The following is an 18,580-nucleotide window of genomic DNA, read 5'->3' as shown; positions in this document are numbered from 1 at the left end:
ACGACCGCGCCGCCGACCTCGTCGCCGATAACGTCGACCTCGCGGCGCTGGGGGTGGGCGAGCGCGAGTGACCGCGACTCGTCGGCGGAAACCGCGTCGTGTAATCCGATGACCGCGTCGGGGTCACTGTTCGAGCGCTCGCTCGACGTCGAAGCCGGCGCCGGTCGACGCGAAGTTCGCGGAGCTCGCGGCCACGAGCGCGAGAGCGGACGGCGGGACCGAACCGGAGTGGTAACGACGCCGAGAGAGCCACTGCTGTGTATCGACGGGCCACGACCGGCGAAAAACTAATTAGCGCGATATCGTGCTGGTCGGTATGCCGTCCCGTCGCAGATTCCTCGCCGGGGGACTCGCTGCTGCCGCGACGGGGATAGCCGGATGCATCGGTACGTCCGCGGACGAGACCTCAGCGCTCGACACCTTGGCCGTCGCGGGTTCGCCGGGCGGCTCGGTTCGGGTCGCCCCGGTCGACGACGTGGTATTGCTCGACTTCTGGGCGACGTGGTGTGCGCCCTGCGAGCCGCAGATGACCGAACTCCGTCGCATCGAGCGGGAGTATCCCGCGGTCCACATGCTCTCGATAACGAACGAGGCGGACGAGGCGGCCGTAGAGCGGTTCTGGCGCGACAACGAGGGGACCTGGCCGGTCGCGACGGATCCGGACCTGCGCGTGTCCGAGCGATACGACGTGACACGGATCCCGACGTTGATCGCGCTCGATACCGAGAACGCGGAGGTCTGGCGCCACAGCGGGTTGGCAGCCGCTGACACCATCGCCGACGCCCTTGACGACGCCGGCGCATGAGTCAGTTGGCGCCGCTTCGTCTGGGGTTCGCGTTTTCGGCCGGTGTGGCGACGTTTTTCGCCCCGTGTGCCTACCCGCTGTTGCCCGGCTACATCGCGTTCTACCTCGGCGACGCGGCGGGCGACGCACCGGCGGGGGTTCAGCTCCGACGGGCGGGGCTCGTGGCCGCCCTCACCAGCAGCGGCATGCTCGTCGTCTACGCCGCATTGGCCCTCCTCGTGGCCGTTGTCGGGACGGAACCGCTGTCGAACCTCGCCGCCCTAGAGCTGGTGGTGGGCGCCGGACTGGTCGCCCTCGGAGGCGCCGTCGCGACCGGCCGGTACGGCGTCTCCGCGGTGCATATCCGACTGCCGGCCCGTCGTCGGTCCAAGAGCGGCTTCCTGCTGTTCGGCGTCGTCTACGCGGCGGCGGCCGCGGGGTGTACCGCGCCCGTGTTCGTCGGCCTCGCCGGCGTCGCGTTCAGTGCCGGTCCCGTGGGCGCGATCACCGTCTTCGCCGCCTACGCGACCGGAATGGTCCTCCTGATGGTCGCCGTCACGGGAGCGACCGCGCTCGGCTACGACCGGCTCGTCACGCGGCTCGCCGACAGTGGCAACCGGTTCGAACGGCTCACCGGGGCGTTGCTGGCACTCGCCGGACTGGCCCAGCTCTACCTCTTCTTTTTCCGGTACGGCGGGCTGTCGCTGCTCGGTCTCGGCTGAGCGCGGCGGTGGTGCGGCGGCGGAACACGTCGGCGTATGAGTTTTGCGCACGCGGTTCCTGAGGCCGCCATGGACCGCCGTTCGCTCCTCTCGGCGCTCGGGCTGGGGATGAGTGGCTTCGCCGGGTGCGGCGGTGCCGTCGATAGCGAACAGTCCGAGACGCCGACCGACGATGGCCCCGACCGAAACGCGAGTGCGATGGCCGAATACGGCATTCCGTCTACGATCTGCGAGGAGGAGATCAGAGCCGATCCCGGTATCGCCGCCATCACCGACCCGGCCTTCGGTCCCGACTGGGACGAGATAACCCCGGCCCCCGAGTATCGCTTCGACGATGCGACGACGCTCAGCGCCGAACAGACGGTCATCGGGCTGGAGGGCCCCGACGGAACGCGGGCGTACCCGTTGGCGGTCCTCTACATTCACGAGATCGTCAACGACGCGTTCGGGCGGACCGATAGCGGTGAGCGTCGACCGGTGATCGTCACGTACTGTCCGATCTGCCGCAGCGGCCTCGTCGCCGACCGGCGACTCGACGGCGACCCGACCACGTTCCTGGTTTCCGGCCTGCTCTGGCAGCCCGAGTCCATCCGGCAGGCCGCGAGCGAACGGGACAACCGGACGTTCGGTGCCGGACGGACGGGCGGGGAGACCGACCTAGCCCGAGGTGGCAACCTCGTGATGTACGACGAGGCGACGCTGAGCTACTGGAGCCAGATCCTCGGGGAGGCCATCTGCGGTCCCGAGGCGGGCGACCGGCTGCCGATCGTTCCGTCGACGGTGACCACTTGGGGCGAGTGGCGGAGCGAGCACCCGGGGACCGACGTTCTCCTGCCGCCGCCGCACTCGGAGACCGTCGATAGCTGAGTCGCCGCGTCCGGGGCCACGTCGACGTCTGCCGGGGCGAACCGAGGCGGTCTCAGACCGCGAGAATCCGGGGCGAGATTGTTTATTATCGCCTTCCTCTCTCCGCGGTCCGGTCGTTGCCCTCGAAACGTATCAGTCCTGAAAAACGGACGCACAACGTTATATTCCACCGACGTGCGGGCGACGGTATGAGTAAGTCCGGCGAGTACGGGAGCGGAGACTTCGGACGGGGCGAACTGAGCGCCGGTGTGGACGCCGCGGCGCTGGTGGACGACATCGGGCTCGACGCCGAGGAGATCCGGTGGCGCAAGGAGTTCGTCGGCTTCGACGAGGACGACAAACGCCGGCTGAGCCGGTACGAGGAGGCGTTCGCGGAGAACGCCGATCGGATCGCGGAAGACTTCTACGAGAATCTCACCGGTCACGAGCAGACCGTCGACGTCATCGGCCGCTCGGATAAGGGGATCGACCAGCTCAAGCGGACGCAGTCGGCGTACCTCGTGACGCTCGCGGGCGGCGACTACGGTGAGGAGTACTTCGAGGACCGGGCGCGGATCGGGAAGATCCACGACGTGCTGGAGATGCCGATGAAACACTACCTCGGCCAGTACGGCGTGTACTACGACCTCATTCTCCCGCTCATCGGCGACCGGCTCGTCGACTCGCTCACGGACCGGCTGTCGGGCGGGGCGGACGGGGTGACGCCGAGCGCACCGGACGACGCTGACGGCGGGGCCGTCGACGCCGAGACCGAGGCGGCGATAGAAGCGGAAGTCGACGACGCGATCGAGGACCTCCTCTCCGTCCTCCGGATCGTCAACCTCGACATGCAGGTCGTCACGGACACGTACATCCACTCGTACAACGAGAGGCTCTCGAGGGAGATCGAGCGGAACGAGCGCCTGATGGCCGAGGTGGAAGACGAGGTCCGGGAGCCGCTGGGCGACCTCCGGGAGTCGGCGTCGGACGCCGCCGACAGCGCCGCCGCGGTCGACGACGCCTCCGAAGAGCAGTCGCAGCGGGTGGCTGAGATCTCCTCGGAGGTGTCGAACCTCTCGGCGACGGTCGAGGAGGTGGCATCGACCGCCGACGAGGTCGAACGGACGAGCGGCCGAGCGGAGTCGCTGGCGGACGACGGGCGCGCGGCGGCCGACGACGCCGCGGCGGCCATGGACGACATCGGCGCCGCCGTCGACGAGGTGGCCGACGACGTCGAATCGCTCCAAGACCGCGTCGAGGAGATCGACGAGTTCGTCGACGCGATCAACGGGATCGCCGACCAGACCAACCTGCTCGCGTTGAACGCCTCGATCGAGGCGGCCCGCGCGGGCGACGCCGGCGCCGGCTTCGGTGTCGTCGCCGACGAGATCAAGTCGCTCGCGGAGGAGTCGCAGCGACACGCGAGCGACATCGAATCGATGGTCGACGGGATCCGGACCGACACCGAGGACACCGTCGGGAGCCTCTCGGAGACGACCGAGCGGGTCGACGACGGGAGCGAGCGAGTCGGCGACGCGACGGAGAGCCTCGCCGCCATCGCCGAGGCGGTGACGGAGACGGCGGACGGCATCGACGAGGTCTCGGACGTGACCGACGAGCAGGCCGCCGCCGCCGAGGAAATCGCCGCCACGGTCGACGAGGTGGTCCGGCAGTCGAACCGCGTCTCCGACGAGATGCGGGAGCTGGCGGCCGAGAGCGAGCGTCAGGCCGAGACGGTCGAGGAGGTGGAACGCGCCGTGCGCCGGTTGGGTACGGGCGACGACGTCGGGGGAGTCGGGAGCGCCGACGACGACGGGGGCGACGGGGCGGTCGCGATGGGGACCGACGGCGGGCGGTCGACCCCGGCGGGGCTCCCCGAGGGAATGCCCGACTTCGTGATCGAGCGGCTCTCCGACGAGGAACTGCGGGCGATCGCGGACGGCGAAGCAGACGTGGACGACCTGCTGTGAGCCGCTGACGCGACCCGATGTGAGCCGGGATCAAGGCGCGAAGTAAGCGTCCGGCCCCCGGACGCCCCGAAGCTCGCGGAGCGGTGAGGCGCCGCACCGCCCGCAGGCGTCCGGCTCTTCGGGGTCGTCGGGCAGCGCGAACACCGTCTCGCAGGCGTCGCAGGCGACGTAGCGGAGCGCGAGCGACGGAGTGTCGGCCATGACGGTGGTAGGGGGCCGGCCCACTTGAACCGACGCCCGAGTCCGCCCCTACCGACCGGACCCCGCGTCGGCGGACGCGTCGAGCCGTCGCTCGTACTTCGCCAGCGACTCGGCGAGCGCGTCGCCGGCGTCGACGTCGGCGGTCTCGGCGAGCGCCAGCAGCGCGAACAGCGCGTCGCCGAGCTCGTCGCTCGCGATCGCGGCGGCGTCCGGGTCGCTCCCGTAGTCGGTCGAGGTCGCGACCTCCTTCGCGACCTCGCCGACCTCGCTCTCCAAGTCGAGGACGCGGTACGCGAGGTCGGTCTCCAGCCCGTGCTCGGCGACGAACGCGGCGACGCGGTCCTGCTCGTCCATGAGCGTCGCCTCTGCGCGGCCGGAAAAGAAGCTCCCGATCCGAACGGCGGTCCCCGATCCGAACGGTGGCGAGGACGGCCGGTCACGGAACCCATAAGACGCGAGCGGCCCCACAGACCGTATGAAGATCGCGATACTCGGCGGTACCGGCGACATCGGCGAGGGGCTCGCGCTCCGGCTGGCGGCCGACACCCCTCACCGCGTCTCGATCGGCTCGCGGGAGGCGGAGAAGGCGGAGACCAAGGCCGAGGAGTACACCACCGAACTGGAGAGCCGCGGCCTCGACGCGGCGGTCGAGGGCGCCGAGAACGCGGCGGCCGCCGCCGCGGCCGCGATCGTCGTCCTCGCCGTGCCGCCGTACCACATCGGCGACACGGTCGAGGCCGTCGCGGACGAGCTGGACGACGGCGACGTCCTCGTCTCGCCGGCGACGGGGATGAAACGCGACGACGAGGGGTTCCACTACCACAAGCCCGGCGCGGGCTCGGTGGCGCGGATCGCGGCGGACGCCGCGCCGGAGGGCGTCGCCGTCGTCGGCGCGTTCCACAACCTCGCGGCCGCCCGGCTCGCGAACCTCGACGCCGACCTCGGGATCGACACGCTCGTGATCGGCGACGACGAGGACGCGAAGCGAACGGTCGCGGACGTCGCGGAGGGAATCGAGGGACTCCGCGCGCTCGACGCCGGCGGGATCGCCAACGCGCCCGAGATCGAGGGGCTCACCCCGTTGCTTATCAACGTCGCGAGCAACAACGACGGGCTCCACGACCTCGGCGTTCGATTCACGTAGTCGCCCGCGGCCGCCGTTCCGTTAGGCCTTTGCGCGGCCGGCCCGTCCGGGCAATAGATGGAGTACCTGGAGCGCCGGGTCGCGCTGGTCGAGGACCGGCTGGAGGCCGTCATCGACGAGGTCGAGCCCGACGAGCTGTCCGACGAGGTCGGCCACGTCGTCCTCGCCGGCGGCAAGCGGGTCCGCCCGGCGGTGACGATCCTCGCCTGCGAGGCGTTCGACGGGGACCCCGAGGACGCCGTCGACTTCGCGGCCGGAATCGAGTTCGTCCACAACGCGTCGCTCGTGATCGACGACATCATCGACCGCTCGGAGGTCCGACGCGGCACCCCCTCCGCGTGGGCGGAGTTCGGATACGGCCCGGCGATCGTCGCCAGCGACGGCCTGCTGGGCGAGGCGTTCGGGCTGTTCTCCGCGGAGCCGCGCGCGATGCGGACCGTCGCCGAGGCGATGGTCGAGCTCGGCGAGGGCGAGGCGACCGAGCTCGCCGACCGCCCGACGACGGAGGCGGAGTACATGGAGCTCGCCCGTCGGAAGACCGGCGCGCTGTTCCGGGCCGCCGCCGAGCTCGGCGCGGTCGCCGGCGGCGCCGACCCCCACGCGATCGACTCGTTCGGCGAGTACGCCGAGCGCGTCGGCATCGCGTTCCAGATGCGCGACGACGTGCTCGACGCGACCGCCGACGCCGACGAGCTCGGCAAGCCGACGGGACAGGACGCGGAGATGGACCGGCCCTCGGTGGTGCAGGTCACCTCGCTGTCCCCCGAGGAGATCGACGAGCGGGCCCGCGAGCAGTCGGAGCTCGCCCTGGCCGCGCTCGACGACGCCGACCCGCCCGAGACGGAGGCGATCGAGTACCTCCGCGACCTCGCGGAGTTCGTCGTCGTGCGGGAGCGGTAGACGGCGACCACGCGACGAGGCCGCACGCGTCACCGTCGGTTTATCTCCTCAGACGACGTATACGGGGCGATTATGTCTTCGACAGTAGTCTCGTCCGACCCGGAGCAGTCGCTCGTCGCGACCGTCACCACCGAAACCGTCGCCGGCCGCGAGATCGCGGAGGTGCTGGGTATCGCCCGCGGCAACACCGTGCGAGCGCGGAACGTGGGCCGAGACATCACGCAGGGGATCCGGAACCTCGCCGGCGGTGAGCTCAAGGCCTACTCGACGCTGCTCGCGGACGCCCGGGATCAAGCGATCGAGCGGATGGAGGCGGACGCGATCGAGATGGGCGCCGACGCCGTCGTGAACGTCCGGATGGAGACGTCGGAGGTGACGCAGGGCGCCTCGGAAGTGATCGCGTACGGGACGGCCGTCAGGCTCGCCTGAGCGGTCGTTCGTCGAACGAGCGACTGCGCTCCGAAGTCGGGTTTCGGTCTGAATCGAACTTCGTTCGACGTGGGCGGTCCCCGGCGAGCCTCCCTGTGTCGCGACGCGACCGCCGAGCCCCGCGGCCGGGTCGGGTCCGCTCAGTCGTCGTCGCCCGCGGTCCGGGCGTTCTCCTCGATCGGCTCGCTCTCCCAGTAGGAGTGGTCCTCGTCGGCGCGGAAGCACGTCGCCGAGCGCCGAGCGCCGACGTCGTACGCCGGCGGCGACGACTCGCGGCAGGCCGCCCGCGCCTCTGGACAGCGGGTGTGGAAATGACAGCCCGCGGGCGGGTTCCGCGGCGACGGCACGTCGCCGTGGAGCGTCTCGAAGTCGCCGTCCCGCTCGTCGGTCGTCACCCGGGGGACGCTGGACAGCAGCGCCTCCGTGTACGGGTGCGCCGGGTCCGCGAAGATCTCGTCGACCGGCCCGGTCTCGACGATCTCGCCGAGGTACATCACGGCGACGCGGTCGCAGATGTGCCGGACCACGCTGAGGTTGTGCGCGATGAAGAGGTAGGTGAGACCGAAGTCGTCCTGGAGGTCGTCGAGGAGGTTGAGGATCTGCGCCTGCACCGAGACGTCGAGCGCCGAGACGGGCTCGTCGAGCACGATGAACTCCGGGTCGACCGCGAGCGCCCGTGCGATCCCGATCCGCTGGCGCTGGCCGCCCGAGAACTCGTGCGGGTAGCGGTCGATCTGGTCGGCCGACAGGCCGACGCGTTCGAGCAGGTCGCGGGCGGTCTCGCGCCGCTCCCCCTGATCGGCGATCCCGTGGATCCGGAGCCCCTCGGTGACGATGTCGCCAGCGGTCATGCGCGGGTCGAGGCTGGAGAACGGGTCCTGGAAGACGATCTGCGCGCGCCTGCGGAACGCCGTCAGCTCCGCGTCGGTCATCTCCAGCAGGTCCGCCCCGTCGAACGAGATCCGGCCGTCGGTGGCCTCGCGCAGGCGAAGCACGGTCTCGCCCGTCGTCGACTTGCCGCAGCCGGACTCGCCGACGAGCCCGAGCGTCTCGCCCTCGGCGACCTCGAAGGAGACGCCGTCGACGGCCTTCACGCTCTCCTCGTCGGCGCCGAGCAGCCGGTCGAGGAGCGACTGCTCGTCCGCGTAGTACTTCCGGAGCCCCTCGACGGAGAGGAGGGGGTCGGCGGCGTCGGCGGGCCCCTCGGCGTCGCTCATTCCGCGTCACCCCCGAAGTGGTCCTCCGGAAGCGCCTCGCTCGGGTCGTACGGGCGGTCCGCGAGGACGCACTTCGCCCCGTGTTCGGCCTCGGCGTCGACCACGCGCTCCGCGGGCTTCTCCAGACAGGACTCCATCGCCTTCGGACAGCGGTCGGCGAAGTAACACCGGTCGTCCATCTCGGAATCGACCAGTCCGGGGACGTTCCCCTCGATCGGTTGGAGCCGCGGGCGCGGGTCCTCAAGGTCCGGGATCGATCCGAGCAGCCCCTCGGTGTACGGGTGGACCGAGTCGTCGAACACCGCGTCGAGCGTCCCGCGCTCCACCACCTCGCCAGCGTACATCACGCAGACCCGGTCGCACATCTCCGCGATGACGCCGAGGTCGTGCGTGATGAGCACGATGCTCATCCCGCGGTCCGCCTGGACCTCCCGCAGGAGGTTGAGGATCTGCGCCTGGATCGTGACATCGAGCGCGGTCGTCGGCTCGTCGGCGATGAGCACGTCGGGCTCGCCGGCCAGCGCCTGCGCGATCATCGCGCGCTGGAGCATCCCGCCGGAGAACTCGCCGGGGTACTCGTCGACGCGTTCCGCCGGGTCGGGGATCCCGACCTGTTCGAGCAGCTCGATCGCCCGGTCGACGCTCTCGTCGCTGGTGTAGCCGCGGCCGGGGACGATACCGTCGAGGAGGTACTGGCCGAGCCCGTACCCCTGGGTCCGCGAGCGGGTCGATCGCGGGTTCGCCTTCGCGCGCCGCTGTACCTCCACCGCCTCGGCGATCTGCTCGCCGACGGTGATCGAGGGGTTGAAGCTGCTCATCGGGTCCTGGAAGATGGTGCTGAACGACGGGCCGCGGAGCGACCGCCGGACGCGCGGCGGGACGGTCCGGAGGTCGACGTGGTCGCCGTCGACGCCGACCGCGTCGCTCGCCCGGAACTCCTCCGCGAGGTCGGGGTTCCGGTACCACACCTCTCCATCGGTGATCCGACCGGGCGACTCGACGAGGTCGATGAGCGACAGCGCGGTCACCGACTTCCCGGAGCCCGACTCGCCGACGATCCCGAGAATCTCGTTGTCGCGGAGATCGAACGAGACCGACTCGACCGCGTTGATCTGCCCCTCCTCGGTGAAGAAGCGGGTCGAGAGGTCCGACACCGAGAGCACGTCGTCGCTCCGCAGCGCGGGGTCTGGCCGCACGCCCTGGCTCATGCGGCACCCCCTTCGCCCTCGATGCCCGGGTCGAGCGAGTCGCGGAGCCAGTCGCCGAGGAGGTTGATGCCGATCACGGAGAGCATGATCGCGAGCCCGGGCAGCGACGCGATCCACCACTGGCCCGACGAGATATAGTCGCGCCCCTGCGCGATGTCGAAGCCCCACGAGAGCGTCGTCCCCGAGAAGCCGAGGAACGACAGGGAGCTCTCCAGGAGGATGATCGCCGCCACCTGCACCGTCGCGAGGACGATGATCGGCGTGATCGCGTTCGGGAGGACGTGGTTCCAGATGATCGAGGTGTCGTCGGCTCCGAGCGCCCGGGACGCCTTGACGTACTCCTGACTCCGCAGGGAGAGCGCCTCCCCGCGGGCGACGCGGGCGAACCACACCCAGTTGACGAGCCCGACGACGATAACCACGGTTATCGGGAGCACGAAGCTCTCCGGCATCTCCGGCGCGAGGCCGGCGACGACGAACGGGTCGGGGATGTTGACCGCCGCCCGTCCCCACAGCCCGATGAGCGCGACGGCCAACACGAGCGACGGGAACGCGAGGCTGACGTCGGCGATCCGCATCAGGACGTCGTCGACGTTCCCGCGGTGATAGCCCGCGAACAGCCCCACCGGGACGCCGACGAACGCCGCCAGAAGCGTCCCGAGCACGCCGACGACCAGCGACGTCCGGGCGCCGTAGATGATCCGCGAGAGCATGTCTCGCCCGAGGCTGTCGGTGCCGAGCGGGTGCGCCGCGTCGGGGGTGATCTCGACGGTCTCGGTCACGGTCTGGATCTCCCCCTCGACCATCTGCGAGGTCGTCCGCTCGGTGGTCTCGCTGAAGCCGAGCGGCGGGAGCTCGCTCTGGTCGAGCTGCTGTTCGGTCGGGTCGTGCGGCGCGATGAAGGGCGCGAACGCGGCGGTAAACAGGATACCGACCACGAGCAGCAGGCCGATCTTCGCGAGCGCGCTGTTCCTGAACTCCTTCTTGAGATTTCGGATGACACGTGCGGAAACCATCAGTCGTTCACCACTTGGGGGTCGAGATACGCGTAGACGGCGTCGACGAGGACGTTCACGAGGACGAAGCTGGTGCCGATGACGATGAGACTCCCCTGTAACACCGGCCAGTCGCGGCGGTTGATGCTGTCGATGACGAGGGTGCCGAGCCCCGGCCACGAGAACACCGCCTCGGTGATGACCGCGCCGCCGATCAGCGTGCCGAGCTGGAGGCCGAGCACCGTGATCACCGGGATGAGCGTGTTCCGGAGCGCGTGTTTGTAGCGGACCAGCGTGTTCGGGAGTCCCTTCGCCCGCGCGGCCTGCACGTACCCCTTACCGAGCTCGTCTAACATTCCGGAGCGGGTGAGCCGCGTGATCAGCGCCATGAAGTACGTCCCTAAGGCGATCGCGGGGAGAGTGATGTACGCGAGCCACGCGAGCAGCGTCCCGACGAACGGGTCCGATCCGACGATCGACACCGCCACGTCGCCGACGTCGACGCCGCGACCGCTGGTGTTGAACACGTCGAACTCAACCGCGAAGACCAAGATGAGCATGATTCCCAGCCAGAAGTTCGGCGTGCTGATCCCGCCGAGCGAGAACAGCGTCGCGCCGTAGTCGACCGGCTGGTTGCGCCGGGTCGCGCTGAGCACGCCGAGCGGGATCGACAGGGCGATGGCGACGACGCTCGCGGCGAGCGCGAGCTCGACCGTCGCCGGCAGCCGCGCGAACACGAGCCCGACGACCTCCTGCCCGCGGATGTACGAGAACCCCATGTCGCCGCGGAGGAGGTCGAAGATGTACTGTCCGTACTGGACGTAGAGCGGCTGGTCTAAGCCGAGCTCGGCGGCGATCGCCTGTCGCGTCTCCTGGCTCGCGTCGAGCGGTGCGACGGCGTTGATCGCGCTCCCGGGGGTGACGAAGCGGAGCGCGAACACGACGGTGACGACCCCCCAGACGACGCCGAGTCCCTGGAGGCTTCTTTTGAGTACGAATCTCCCAAATGACATTGATGAGTTCGGGGCGGTCGTCTGGCGTTACTGTTGGGTGGCCGTGTCGGGGTCGATGAACTCGTCGGCTCGCGGCTCCCACGAGATGTCGCTGGAGACGCCGTAGACGCTGAACTGCTGGTGGAGGAACACCCACGGGGCGAGGTCGTGGGCGAGCTGGTTCGCCTCCTGGAGGATCTCGACGCGCTCGTCGGGGTCCTCGGTGCTCTCCGCGTCGACCATGAGCTGGTCGAGCTCCTCGTTTTCGAGGATCGTGAGCGCGCCCTCCGTGGTCATGAGCGGCGTGATGGTCTGGCTCCCGTCGAACTCGCCGTTCCCCCAGCCGAGAAGGTTGAAGTGCGGCTTGTCCTCGATGTTCCCCGTCGTGATGTCCTGGACGAGCGAGGAGAACTCGCGCTGTTCGAGGCTACAGGAGACGTTCGACAGCGAGTCGATCTGGTTCGCCGCGGCCTGCGCGATCTCGACGTCGCCGAGGTAGCGCCCGATGGGCGTCTGCAGCGTGATCTCGACGCCGGCGTGGCCGGACTCGTCGACCAGCCGCTCCGCCTCCTCGGGGTCGTACGGGTACGGCTCGATGTCGGGGTTGTGACCGACGTGGCCCTCGAGGGTGGGCTGGCCGGTGATGTTCCCGAAGCCGTTGAGGACGTTCTCGATGATGCTCTCGACGTCGACCGCGTGGTTCATCGCCTGCCGGAACTGCTGGCTGGAGAACGGCTCGACGTCGTAGCGCATCTGCAGGAAGATGATCCGGGCGCTCGGCACGGAGTTGATCCCGGCGACGTCGGAGCTCTCGACGCGCGAGACCTCCTGCGGCGGCACGTTCGTCACGATGTCCGTCTCCTCCGCGAGGAGGCGGTTCACGCGCGTGCTCGACTCGCTGGAGGCGCTCATCGTGAGCGCGTCGACCGGGACGTCGCCGCCCCAGTAGTCGTCGTTCGGCTCGTAGGCGACCTCGTTGCCGGAGTCGTACTCCGTGACGACGAACGGGCCGGTGCCGTTCGTGTTCCGGTTGATGAAGTTGCCGTCGTTCTCCTCGATCCACGACTGCTGCACGATCTCGCCGTTCGTCGCGAACAGCTGGAAGGCGATCGGGTTGAAGCCCTCGAAGCTCACGGTCACCTCGCCGTCGCCGGCGACGACCTCGCTGACCGAACCGAGGTCGTTCTTCTGCGGGCTGGCGATACCGACGTCGTCGTCGACGATCCGCCGGATGCTGAACCTGACGTCCTCGGAGGTGACCGGGTCGCCGTTGTGGAAGGAGGTGTCGCGGAGCACGAACCGGACGCTGCCGTCCTCGGTGCGCTCCCAGTCGGTGGCGAGTCCTTCGATGATCCCGCCCTCCTTGTCGCGGTCGAGCAGGCCCTCGTACACCTGCCCGACGATGATCTCCGTGTTCGTCTCCGCGTGGTCCTGCGGGTCGAGCCCGGAGTCCATCTGGCCCATGGTGACGCCGAGTTCGAAGGCCTCGTCGCCGCCGTCGTCGCCGTCGGACCCGTCCGAACCGTCCGAGCCGTCCGTGCCGTCGTCGCCGTCGGACCCGTCCGAACCGTCCGAGCCGTCGCCGCCGTTCCCGGAGCAGCCGGCGAGGCCGACCGCGGCCGCGGTGCCGGCGTACGTGAGCATCGTCCGCCTGTTGATCCGATCGTCGTTGTCAGAACGCATAGCATACCACATACGAGGCAACGTTATGAACCTAACGACGCGAACGCACCCGTCAGCCGTCACGTCGCGCGGTTTCTGTCACGGCGACTGGACAACTATTTACGATCCCGGCGGGTCCACGAGGACATGCGACGGACGGATCCGGGCGAGCGCTGGGGAGACGTGGTCGCCGACAGCGACGCGACGGCGACGGAGTACCGCGACCGGGGCTGGACGGCGGTCGCCGCCCACCCCGGCGACGTGAACCCGGTCGCGGACGCGGCGCGGATCGACGTGCTGCTCCCCGGCTCGGAGTTCGAGGAGACGAGCGCGGTCGTGGGCGACACCGACGTCGACTCGGTTCGGGTGTACGCCGCCGCGGCCGGGGGCGTCGAGTACCGCCTCGTCGTCGCGGAGGACGGCGACGCCGAGGTCGCCGTCTGCGTGCCGACGTACCTCGGCGCCGACGAGCTGGAGTCGCTCAGGGCGGGCGCCGACGCGGCCGGCGCGCTCACGGTCCGGCTCCGCCCCCTCGACGACCGGGACGTGGTCGAGATCGACGTGAGCGATCCGGCCGTCTTCTTCGACGCGACGGCCGACGCCTGAGCCGAGACTCTCTCGATGCGACGGCGGATCCGTGAGCCGAGACTTCCCGGCGACGGATCCGTGAGCCGACCCCATGTCACGCACACACATGTGTATCTCCTCCGGAGAACACTTCGACGTATTCATACTTGTGCGATCACGATCATCTGCATGAACCGAGCAGAGAAGGCGGCCCTCCAGCTGCAGGCGGTCGCCGTGTTGCGGATGTTGAAGGAGACGCGAACGTACGAGGAGCTCTCCGAGGTGACCGGGCTCCCCTCCGGCGACCTGAACCGGTACGTGAACGGCCACGTGTTGCCCGGCGCCGACCGAGCGAGCGAGGTCGTCGAGGCGGTGGGCCGCGACGCGCTCGCCGACGAGCTGATCGCCCGCGTCGAGTTCGACGACGAGGGGTACGTCGACAACTCCGGCGTCGTCTTCGACCAGTCGTTCCTCGACCTGGTCGCGCCCGTCGCCGCGGAGACGTTCGCGTTCGAGTCGCCGGACGTCGTCCTCACCGCCGCCACCGACGGGATCACCCTCGGCGCGGCGATGGCCTCCTTCTTCGACGCCCGCCTCGCGTACGCCAAGAAGTCGAAGGAGACCGCCGTCGAGGAGTTCATCGAGTCGCGCCAGCGGCTCGCCTCCGGCATCGAGCTCACATACTACCTCCCCGCGAGCGCGGTCGACGCCGGCGACACCGTGCTCGTCGTCGACGACCTGATCCGGTCGGGAGAGACCCAGGAGCTCCTCCTCGACATCGCCCTCCAGGCCGACGCCGACGTCACCGGCGTCTTCACCCTCATCGCCGTCGGCGACGAGGGGATGGAGCGCGCGCGAGCGATCACGGACGCGCCGGTCGGCGCGCTGACGACGTTCGAGTAACCCGCCGGCGGCCGTCGGGTGACGCGCCGGTCGGCGCGTTCGCGACCCGCGGGGAGTCGCTCGCGCGGGTCGGCGGTCGCGCTCAGAGAAGGGGAGTAAACACGTTCGCGCATTTTCTTTAGATTATTGACGCCTAAAGCGGCGTATTAATACACGTGTATGTGTATTCTCCGCGCTCGTTCAGCAAGGCTTATCATCCGATACGAAAGTAGACACATCCGTTCAATGGGGCTTACAGATACGCTGGCTGCGCGGTTCGACGTGGAGGCGCACGACTCCGACGTCCGTACGGAGCTGGTCGCGGGGCTCACCACCTTCCTCGCGATGTCGTACATCATCGTCGTGAACCCGTTCATCCTCGCCGAGGCGATCCAGATCCCCGGCTACGAGTTCTTCGAGGTGGTCCAGATGATCGCCATCGCGACGATCCTCTCGTCCGCGCTCGCGACGCTGGTGATGGCGCTGTACGCCAACCGTCCGTTCGGGCTCGCGCCGGGGCTGGGACTCAACGCCTTCTTCGCGTTCACCGTCGTGCTCGGCTTGGGTATCCCGTGGCAGACGGCCCTCGCCGCGGTGTTCGTCGAAGGGATCCTCTTCATGCTGCTCACCGCGGTCGGCGCGCGCGAGTACGTCATCCGGCTGTTCCCCGAGCCGGTGAAGCGCTCGGTCGGCGCCGGTATCGGCCTCTTCCTCCTGTTCATCGGCTTCCAGGAACTCCAGATCGTCGTCCCCGACGACGCGACGCTCGTCACGCTCGGCGGCATCTTCGGCAACCCGTGGGCTATCCTCGGGATCCTCGGGCTCGTGTTCACCTTCGGCCTCTGGGCGCGCGGCGTCACGGGCTCGATCGTGATCGGCATCCTGACGACCTCCGTCGTCGGCTGGGGGCTCACGCTCGCCGGGTTCTTCGACCGCGGCACGATCACGCCGGAGACGCTCCCGAGCGCACAGTACGACATCTCGCCGCTCGCGGGGGCGTTCGTCGACGGGCTCTCCGGGGTCGACCCGCTCACGTTCGGTCTCGTCGTGTTCACGTTCTTCTTCGTCGACTTCTTCGACACCGCCGGGACGCTCATCGGCGTCTCGCAGTTCGGCGACTTCCTCGACGAAGACGGCGACCTCCCCGACATGGACAAGCCGCTGATGGCCGACGCGGTGGGGACGACCGCCGGCGCGGTGCTCGGCACCTCCACGGTGACGACGTACATCGAGTCGTCGACCGGCGTCGAGGAGGGCGGTCGCACCGGACTGACGGCCCTCGTCGTCGCGCTGCTGTTCCTCGGGTCGCTCGCGGTGATCCCCGTCGTCGCCGCCATCCCGGAGTACGCCTCCTTCATCGCGCTCATCGTCGTCGGCGTGATGATGCTGCAGGGGCTCGTCGAGGTGGACTGGTCGGACCCGGCGTGGGCCGTCTCCGCGGGGCTCACGGTCACCGTGATGCCGTTCGCCTACTCGATCGCCGACGGGCTGGCCGCCGGTATCGTCGCCTACCCGCTTATCAAGGTCGCCGTCGGCGAGTACGACGAGGTCGCGCTCGGCCAGTACGTCATCGCGGCGCTGCTCGTCGTCTACTACGTCCTGCAGACGCGCGGCGTCATCCTGTAGCCCGACCGCCGCCCGTGCGCGCGGCGCGCACCGCCCACCGTACTTCTTTACGCGTCTACGCCCTACCGATGGTGATGGCAAATCTGACGCTCTACGAACTGGAGGGATGTCCCTACTGCGCGAAGGTGAAGACGAAGCTCGCCGAGCTGGACGTGGAGTACGAGTCGGTGATGGTGCCGCGCTCGCACTCCGAGCGCACGGAGGTCGAGGAGCTGAGCGGGCAGACCGGCGTGCCCGTCCTCGTCGACGAGGCGAACGGGATCGAGGGCATGTCCGAGAGCGACGACATCGTCGAGTACCTCGAGGAGACGTACGGAAGCGCGAGCTGATCCGACGGAGCAGTTCCTGACCGTCAGCGGCGGCGATCGACGGTCGCGCCGGCGGTTCGCGGTCGCGATCGCGAGGCTATTTATCCGACGGTCGCCACGTGCGGAGCGTGCGACTCGTCCACCGCAACGCGGAGTCCGACGGCGACGCGGGGCCCGACGGCGACGCGGGGCCCGACGCCGACGACCGGAAGTCGACCGTCCTCGCCGACGACGTCGACGTCGCCCGGTCGACGCTCGAACAGGGCCGCGGACTGATGTTCAGGCGCGCCGTCCCCGACGGCTACGCGCTCGTCTTCCCCTTCGAGGAGGCCGACGCGCAGTGGCTCCACATGCTGTTCGTCCCGTTCGCGATCGACGCGCTGTGGCTCGTCGACGGCGAGGTGCGAAAGCGGAAGCGGCTCGCCCCGTTCGTCGGACTGGGCCGGGGGCGGGCCGACACGGTCGCCGAGCTCCCCGCGGGCGCCGCCGCCGACGTCGCCGTCGGCGACGAGGTCCGGCTCGTCGAGTGACCGGAGCGACGGCTCGGGCGCGTCCGACTCACTCCCCGTCGACCGTGCGGAGCTCCATCTCGATCCGCGTGCCGCCGGCCTTGCTCTCGCCGATGTCGAAGCCCCCGCCGCCGGCGCTGACGATCCAGTTCACGTACCAGAGTCCGAGCCCGCTGGCGTGCTCCAGCGGCGTCTCCTCGCCGGTGAGCACCGCGCGCTCGACGGGCGGGATCCCCGGACCGTCGTCGGCGACGACCAGCGACGTCCACGACTCGCTGGGGAGCTCGGCGGCAGTAACGGTCACCGAGGGGCGGTCCGCGTCGCCGTGTCGGATCGCGTTGTCGACGAGCTCCGCGATCGCCTCGGCGAGGTAGCCGACCGCCGACACCGTGATCCCCTCCGGGACGTCCACCTCGATGTCGGCGCGGTCGCGGAGCTCCGACGGAACCGTCACCAGCGCCTCCTCGACCTCGTCCGCGAGGTCCGTCGGCCGGGGAGTGGGCCGGTCGGCGAGCAGCCGCTCGACCCGCCGCGAGGTCTCGCCGACGCGCAGCAGCCGCTCCGCGGTGTCGACGACGCGCTCGAGCTCCGCGGCGAGCGTCGGGTCCTCGACCTCGCCGATCGCCCGCTGCGTGAACCCCGTGACGACGTTGAGGTCGTTCCGGAAGTTGTGGCGGAGCACCCGAGTCAACACGGCGAGCCGCTCCTCTCGGAGGGACGCCTCGGTGACGTCCTCGCCGACCCCGACCGCGCCGACGACCTCGTCGCCGTCGGTGACCGGGCCGAGCGAGAGCCGGTACGGGACGCGCTCGCCCGAACGGGTGACGAGCGTCGCCTCGCACTCGGCGTTCTCGGCCTCGCGGTAGACGGACTGGAGCGCAGCGGCGACGGCGTCGTGGCTCTCGTCGTCGAACAGCGACGTCAACGCGGTCCCGGAGAGCCGCTCGTCCTCGTAGCCGGCGTCCGCGGCGAGCCGGTCGTTCCACCGCGAGAGGGTGCCGCGCTCGGTGCACTGGAACAGGGCGACCGGAACCGTCGCGGCGACCGCGTCGGTGACTCGGAGCTGCGACCGGAGGCGTTCCTCGGCGGTGACCCGGTCGGTGACGTCGGTCAGACCGACGATCAACCACTCGCGGTCGGCGACCGTGGCGGCGCGGACGGCCAGTTCGAGGCGCCGCATCGGCGCGCTCGCGACGGTCCACTCGAAGCGGGTGACGCCGTCGCCGTCGGGCGGGGCGCGGACGGCCGCGCCGATCGGGTCGCCGGCGACGGTCGCCGCCGCTTCGCCGAGGTCGTCGAGCCCCATCAGCGTCAGCGTGCCGCGGTCGCGGTCGAGCAGATCGGCCGCCGGCGGGTTCGCCGCGCGGATCGCGAGGCTCCCCGGATCGCACGCGAGCGCCGGCGTCGGAATCGCGTCGACGAACGAGCGGAGGACGCGCGGGACCGCCTCGCCGCCGGGCGCGCTCAGCGACCCCTCATCGGCGGCGCGGTCTCTCTCGCCGGCCGAGAGGCCGCCGTCCGCGTCCCCGTCAGCGTCGCTGTCGCGACCCATACGTAGCGCGACTGACGCGTCCCGCGCTTATGTGTCTGTGGGTCGGAAAGTCGGAGACGCCGGGAG

Annotated in this window: 20 protein-coding genes; 12 read left to right on the top strand and 8 right to left on the bottom strand. The window is 69.8% G+C overall.

The genetic code is table 11. The features are described 5' to 3' along the window. Window positions 1-316: 316 nt before the first annotated feature. From DJ74_RS08565 to DJ74_RS08550, 4 genes are all read left to right on the top strand, one after another. Window positions 317-805, top strand: coding sequence for a TlpA disulfide reductase family protein (locus DJ74_RS08565; RefSeq protein ID WP_094524296.1), 489 nt, complete (start codon window positions 317-319; stop codon window positions 803-805). Beyond that, complete coding sequence (locus DJ74_RS08560) at window positions 802-1,506, top strand: cytochrome c biogenesis CcdA family protein (RefSeq protein ID WP_094526968.1); 705 nt, start codon at window positions 802-804, stop codon at window positions 1,504-1,506. Before DJ74_RS08565 ends, DJ74_RS08560 begins: the two co-directional genes overlap by 4 nt. Before the next feature lie 69 nt (window positions 1,507-1,575). Beyond that, complete coding sequence (locus tag DJ74_RS08555) at window positions 1,576-2,373, top strand: DUF3179 domain-containing (seleno)protein (RefSeq protein ID WP_094526967.1); 798 nt, start codon at window positions 1,576-1,578, stop codon at window positions 2,371-2,373. Window positions 2,374-2,561: 188 nt separating this feature from the next. Continuing rightward, complete coding sequence (locus DJ74_RS08550) at window positions 2,562-4,322, top strand: globin-coupled sensor protein (protein WP_254922153.1); 1,761 nt, start codon at window positions 2,562-2,564, stop codon at window positions 4,320-4,322. A 30-nt stretch (window positions 4,323-4,352) separates the two neighbouring features. Here DJ74_RS08550 and DJ74_RS19135 read toward each other — a convergent pair whose 3' ends face one another. After that, on the bottom strand, window positions 4,353-4,523 hold the full coding sequence (locus tag DJ74_RS19135) for a hypothetical protein (RefSeq protein ID WP_158217282.1): 171 nt from the start codon (window positions 4,521-4,523) through the stop codon (window positions 4,353-4,355). A gap of 48 nt (window positions 4,524-4,571) precedes the next feature. Further along, entirely contained in the window at window positions 4,572-4,877 is a 306-nt protein-coding gene (locus tag DJ74_RS08545; RefSeq protein WP_094524293.1) for a MazG nucleotide pyrophosphohydrolase domain-containing protein, read from the bottom strand. Between the two features lie 121 nt (window positions 4,878-4,998). On the opposite strand from DJ74_RS08545, the gene npdG reads away from it, so the two are divergent. The 3 genes from npdG (at window position 4,999) to DJ74_RS08530 (ending at window position 6,996) form a co-directional block, all read left to right on the top strand. Beyond that, window positions 4,999-5,667: an NADPH-dependent F420 reductase gene (npdG, locus tag DJ74_RS08540; RefSeq protein WP_094524292.1), complete on the top strand. Its 669-nt coding sequence runs from the start codon at window positions 4,999-5,001 to the stop codon at window positions 5,665-5,667. A gap of 57 nt (window positions 5,668-5,724) precedes the next feature. Next, window positions 5,725-6,567: a polyprenyl synthetase family protein gene (locus DJ74_RS08535; RefSeq protein ID WP_094524291.1), complete on the top strand. Its 843-nt coding sequence runs from the start codon at window positions 5,725-5,727 to the stop codon at window positions 6,565-6,567. 72 nt (window positions 6,568-6,639) lie between these two features. Next, window positions 6,640-6,996 (top strand): YbjQ family protein, encoded by a 357-nt coding sequence (locus DJ74_RS08530; protein ID WP_094524290.1) that lies wholly within the window; start codon window positions 6,640-6,642, stop codon window positions 6,994-6,996. Window positions 6,997-7,136: 140 nt separating this feature from the next. Here the strand turns inward: DJ74_RS08530 and DJ74_RS08525 are convergent, their stop codons facing one another. From DJ74_RS08525 to DJ74_RS08505, 5 genes are read right to left on the bottom strand one after another with little or no spacing between them, the layout of a single operon-like run. After that, window positions 7,137-8,213 carry an ABC transporter ATP-binding protein gene (locus DJ74_RS08525; RefSeq protein WP_094524289.1) on the bottom strand — a complete coding sequence of 359 codons (1,077 nt, stop codon included), beginning with the start codon at window positions 8,211-8,213 and terminating at the stop codon, window positions 7,137-7,139. Beyond that, complete coding sequence (locus tag DJ74_RS08520) at window positions 8,210-9,421, bottom strand: ABC transporter ATP-binding protein (protein WP_094524288.1); 1,212 nt, start codon at window positions 9,419-9,421, stop codon at window positions 8,210-8,212. Before DJ74_RS08520 ends, DJ74_RS08525 begins: the two co-directional genes overlap by 4 nt. Beyond that, on the bottom strand, window positions 9,418-10,437 hold the full coding sequence (locus DJ74_RS08515; protein WP_094526966.1) for an ABC transporter permease: 1,020 nt from the start codon (window positions 10,435-10,437) through the stop codon (window positions 9,418-9,420). The genes DJ74_RS08520 and DJ74_RS08515 overlap by 4 nt, the downstream gene beginning before the upstream one ends. Then, entirely contained in the window at window positions 10,437-11,429 is a 993-nt protein-coding gene (locus tag DJ74_RS08510) for an ABC transporter permease (RefSeq protein ID WP_094524286.1), read from the bottom strand. Before DJ74_RS08510 ends, DJ74_RS08515 begins: the two co-directional genes overlap by 1 nt. A 27-nt stretch (window positions 11,430-11,456) precedes the next feature. Then, window positions 11,457-13,091: an ABC transporter substrate-binding protein gene (locus DJ74_RS08505; RefSeq protein WP_094524285.1), complete on the bottom strand. Its 1,635-nt coding sequence runs from the start codon at window positions 13,089-13,091 to the stop codon at window positions 11,457-11,459. Window positions 13,092-13,217: 126 nt separating this feature from the next. Here DJ74_RS08505 and DJ74_RS08500 point away from each other — a divergent pair, with 126 nt between their 5' ends. The 5 genes from DJ74_RS08500 to DJ74_RS08480 all read left to right on the top strand — a co-directional run bounded on the left by DJ74_RS08500 (window position 13,218) and on the right by DJ74_RS08480 (window position 16,983). Then, the gene (locus DJ74_RS08500; RefSeq protein ID WP_094526965.1) at window positions 13,218-13,676 is read left to right on the top strand and encodes a hypothetical protein; all 459 of its coding nucleotides are present in this window, start codon (window positions 13,218-13,220) and stop codon (window positions 13,674-13,676) included. A 150-nt stretch (window positions 13,677-13,826) separates the two neighbouring features. Then, window positions 13,827-14,540, top strand: a complete 714-nt coding sequence (locus DJ74_RS08495; RefSeq protein ID WP_094524283.1) for a phosphoribosyltransferase family protein — start codon at window positions 13,827-13,829, stop codon at window positions 14,538-14,540. A 225-nt stretch (window positions 14,541-14,765) separates the two neighbouring features. Continuing rightward, a complete protein-coding gene (locus DJ74_RS08490; protein ID WP_094526964.1) occupies window positions 14,766-16,145 on the top strand; it encodes an NCS2 family permease in 1,380 nt (459 codons plus the stop codon). Window positions 16,146-16,219: 74 nt separating this feature from the next. Next, window positions 16,220-16,474: a glutathione S-transferase N-terminal domain-containing protein gene (locus DJ74_RS08485; protein ID WP_094524281.1), complete on the top strand. Its 255-nt coding sequence runs from the start codon at window positions 16,220-16,222 to the stop codon at window positions 16,472-16,474. A gap of 98 nt (window positions 16,475-16,572) precedes the next feature. Beyond that, the gene (locus DJ74_RS08480) at window positions 16,573-16,983 is read left to right on the top strand and encodes a DUF192 domain-containing protein (protein ID WP_394338307.1); all 411 of its coding nucleotides are present in this window, start codon (window positions 16,573-16,575) and stop codon (window positions 16,981-16,983) included. A gap of 28 nt (window positions 16,984-17,011) precedes the next feature. Here DJ74_RS08480 and DJ74_RS08475 read toward each other — a convergent pair whose 3' ends face one another. After that, window positions 17,012-18,514, bottom strand: a complete 1,503-nt coding sequence (locus DJ74_RS08475) for an ATP-binding protein (RefSeq protein WP_094526962.1) — start codon at window positions 18,512-18,514, stop codon at window positions 17,012-17,014. Between the last annotated feature and the right edge of the window lie 66 nt (window positions 18,515-18,580).

It is taken from the genome of Halorubrum sp. Ea8 (genome assembly GCF_002252925.1).
In the GTDB taxonomy this organism is placed as follows: domain Archaea; phylum Halobacteriota; class Halobacteria; order Halobacteriales; family Haloferacaceae; genus Halorubrum.
Note: the sequence above shows the minus strand (reverse complement) of the source record. Positions and strands in the feature narration are given on the sequence as shown.

Bases quoted from the DNA above. Each gene is read 5' to 3' on its own strand.
- DJ74_RS08565 (WP_094524296.1), top strand. From the start codon at position 317: ATGCCGTCCCGTCGCAGATTCCTCGCCGGGGGACTCGCTGCTGCCGCG.
- DJ74_RS08560 (WP_094526968.1), top strand. From the start codon at position 802: ATGAGTCAGTTGGCGCCGCTTCGTCTGGGGTTCGCGTTTTCGGCCGGT.
- DJ74_RS08555 (WP_094526967.1), top strand. From the start codon at position 1,576: ATGGACCGCCGTTCGCTCCTCTCGGCGCTCGGGCTGGGGATGAGTGGC.
- DJ74_RS08550 (WP_254922153.1), top strand. From the start codon at position 2,562: ATGAGTAAGTCCGGCGAGTACGGGAGCGGAGACTTCGGACGGGGCGAA.
- DJ74_RS19135 (WP_158217282.1), bottom strand. From the start codon at position 4,523: ATGGCCGACACTCCGTCGCTCGCGCTCCGCTACGTCGCCTGCGACGCC.
- DJ74_RS08545 (WP_094524293.1), bottom strand. From the start codon at position 4,877: ATGGACGAGCAGGACCGCGTCGCCGCGTTCGTCGCCGAGCACGGGCTG.
- npdG (WP_094524292.1), top strand. From the start codon at position 4,999: ATGAAGATCGCGATACTCGGCGGTACCGGCGACATCGGCGAGGGGCTC.
- DJ74_RS08535 (WP_094524291.1), top strand. From the start codon at position 5,725: ATGGAGTACCTGGAGCGCCGGGTCGCGCTGGTCGAGGACCGGCTGGAG.
- DJ74_RS08530 (WP_094524290.1), top strand. From the start codon at position 6,640: ATGTCTTCGACAGTAGTCTCGTCCGACCCGGAGCAGTCGCTCGTCGCG.
- DJ74_RS08525 (WP_094524289.1), bottom strand. From the start codon at position 8,213: ATGAGCGACGCCGAGGGGCCCGCCGACGCCGCCGACCCCCTCCTCTCC.
- DJ74_RS08520 (WP_094524288.1), bottom strand. From the start codon at position 9,421: ATGAGCCAGGGCGTGCGGCCAGACCCCGCGCTGCGGAGCGACGACGTG.
- DJ74_RS08515 (WP_094526966.1), bottom strand. From the start codon at position 10,437: ATGGTTTCCGCACGTGTCATCCGAAATCTCAAGAAGGAGTTCAGGAAC.
- DJ74_RS08510 (WP_094524286.1), bottom strand. From the start codon at position 11,429: ATGTCATTTGGGAGATTCGTACTCAAAAGAAGCCTCCAGGGACTCGGC.
- DJ74_RS08505 (WP_094524285.1), bottom strand. From the start codon at position 13,091: ATGCGTTCTGACAACGACGATCGGATCAACAGGCGGACGATGCTCACG.
- DJ74_RS08500 (WP_094526965.1), top strand. From the start codon at position 13,218: ATGCGACGGACGGATCCGGGCGAGCGCTGGGGAGACGTGGTCGCCGAC.
- DJ74_RS08495 (WP_094524283.1), top strand. From the start codon at position 13,827: ATGAACCGAGCAGAGAAGGCGGCCCTCCAGCTGCAGGCGGTCGCCGTG.
- DJ74_RS08490 (WP_094526964.1), top strand. From the start codon at position 14,766: ATGGGGCTTACAGATACGCTGGCTGCGCGGTTCGACGTGGAGGCGCAC.
- DJ74_RS08485 (WP_094524281.1), top strand. From the start codon at position 16,220: ATGGCAAATCTGACGCTCTACGAACTGGAGGGATGTCCCTACTGCGCG.
- DJ74_RS08475 (WP_094526962.1), bottom strand. From the start codon at position 18,514: ATGGGTCGCGACAGCGACGCTGACGGGGACGCGGACGGCGGCCTCTCG.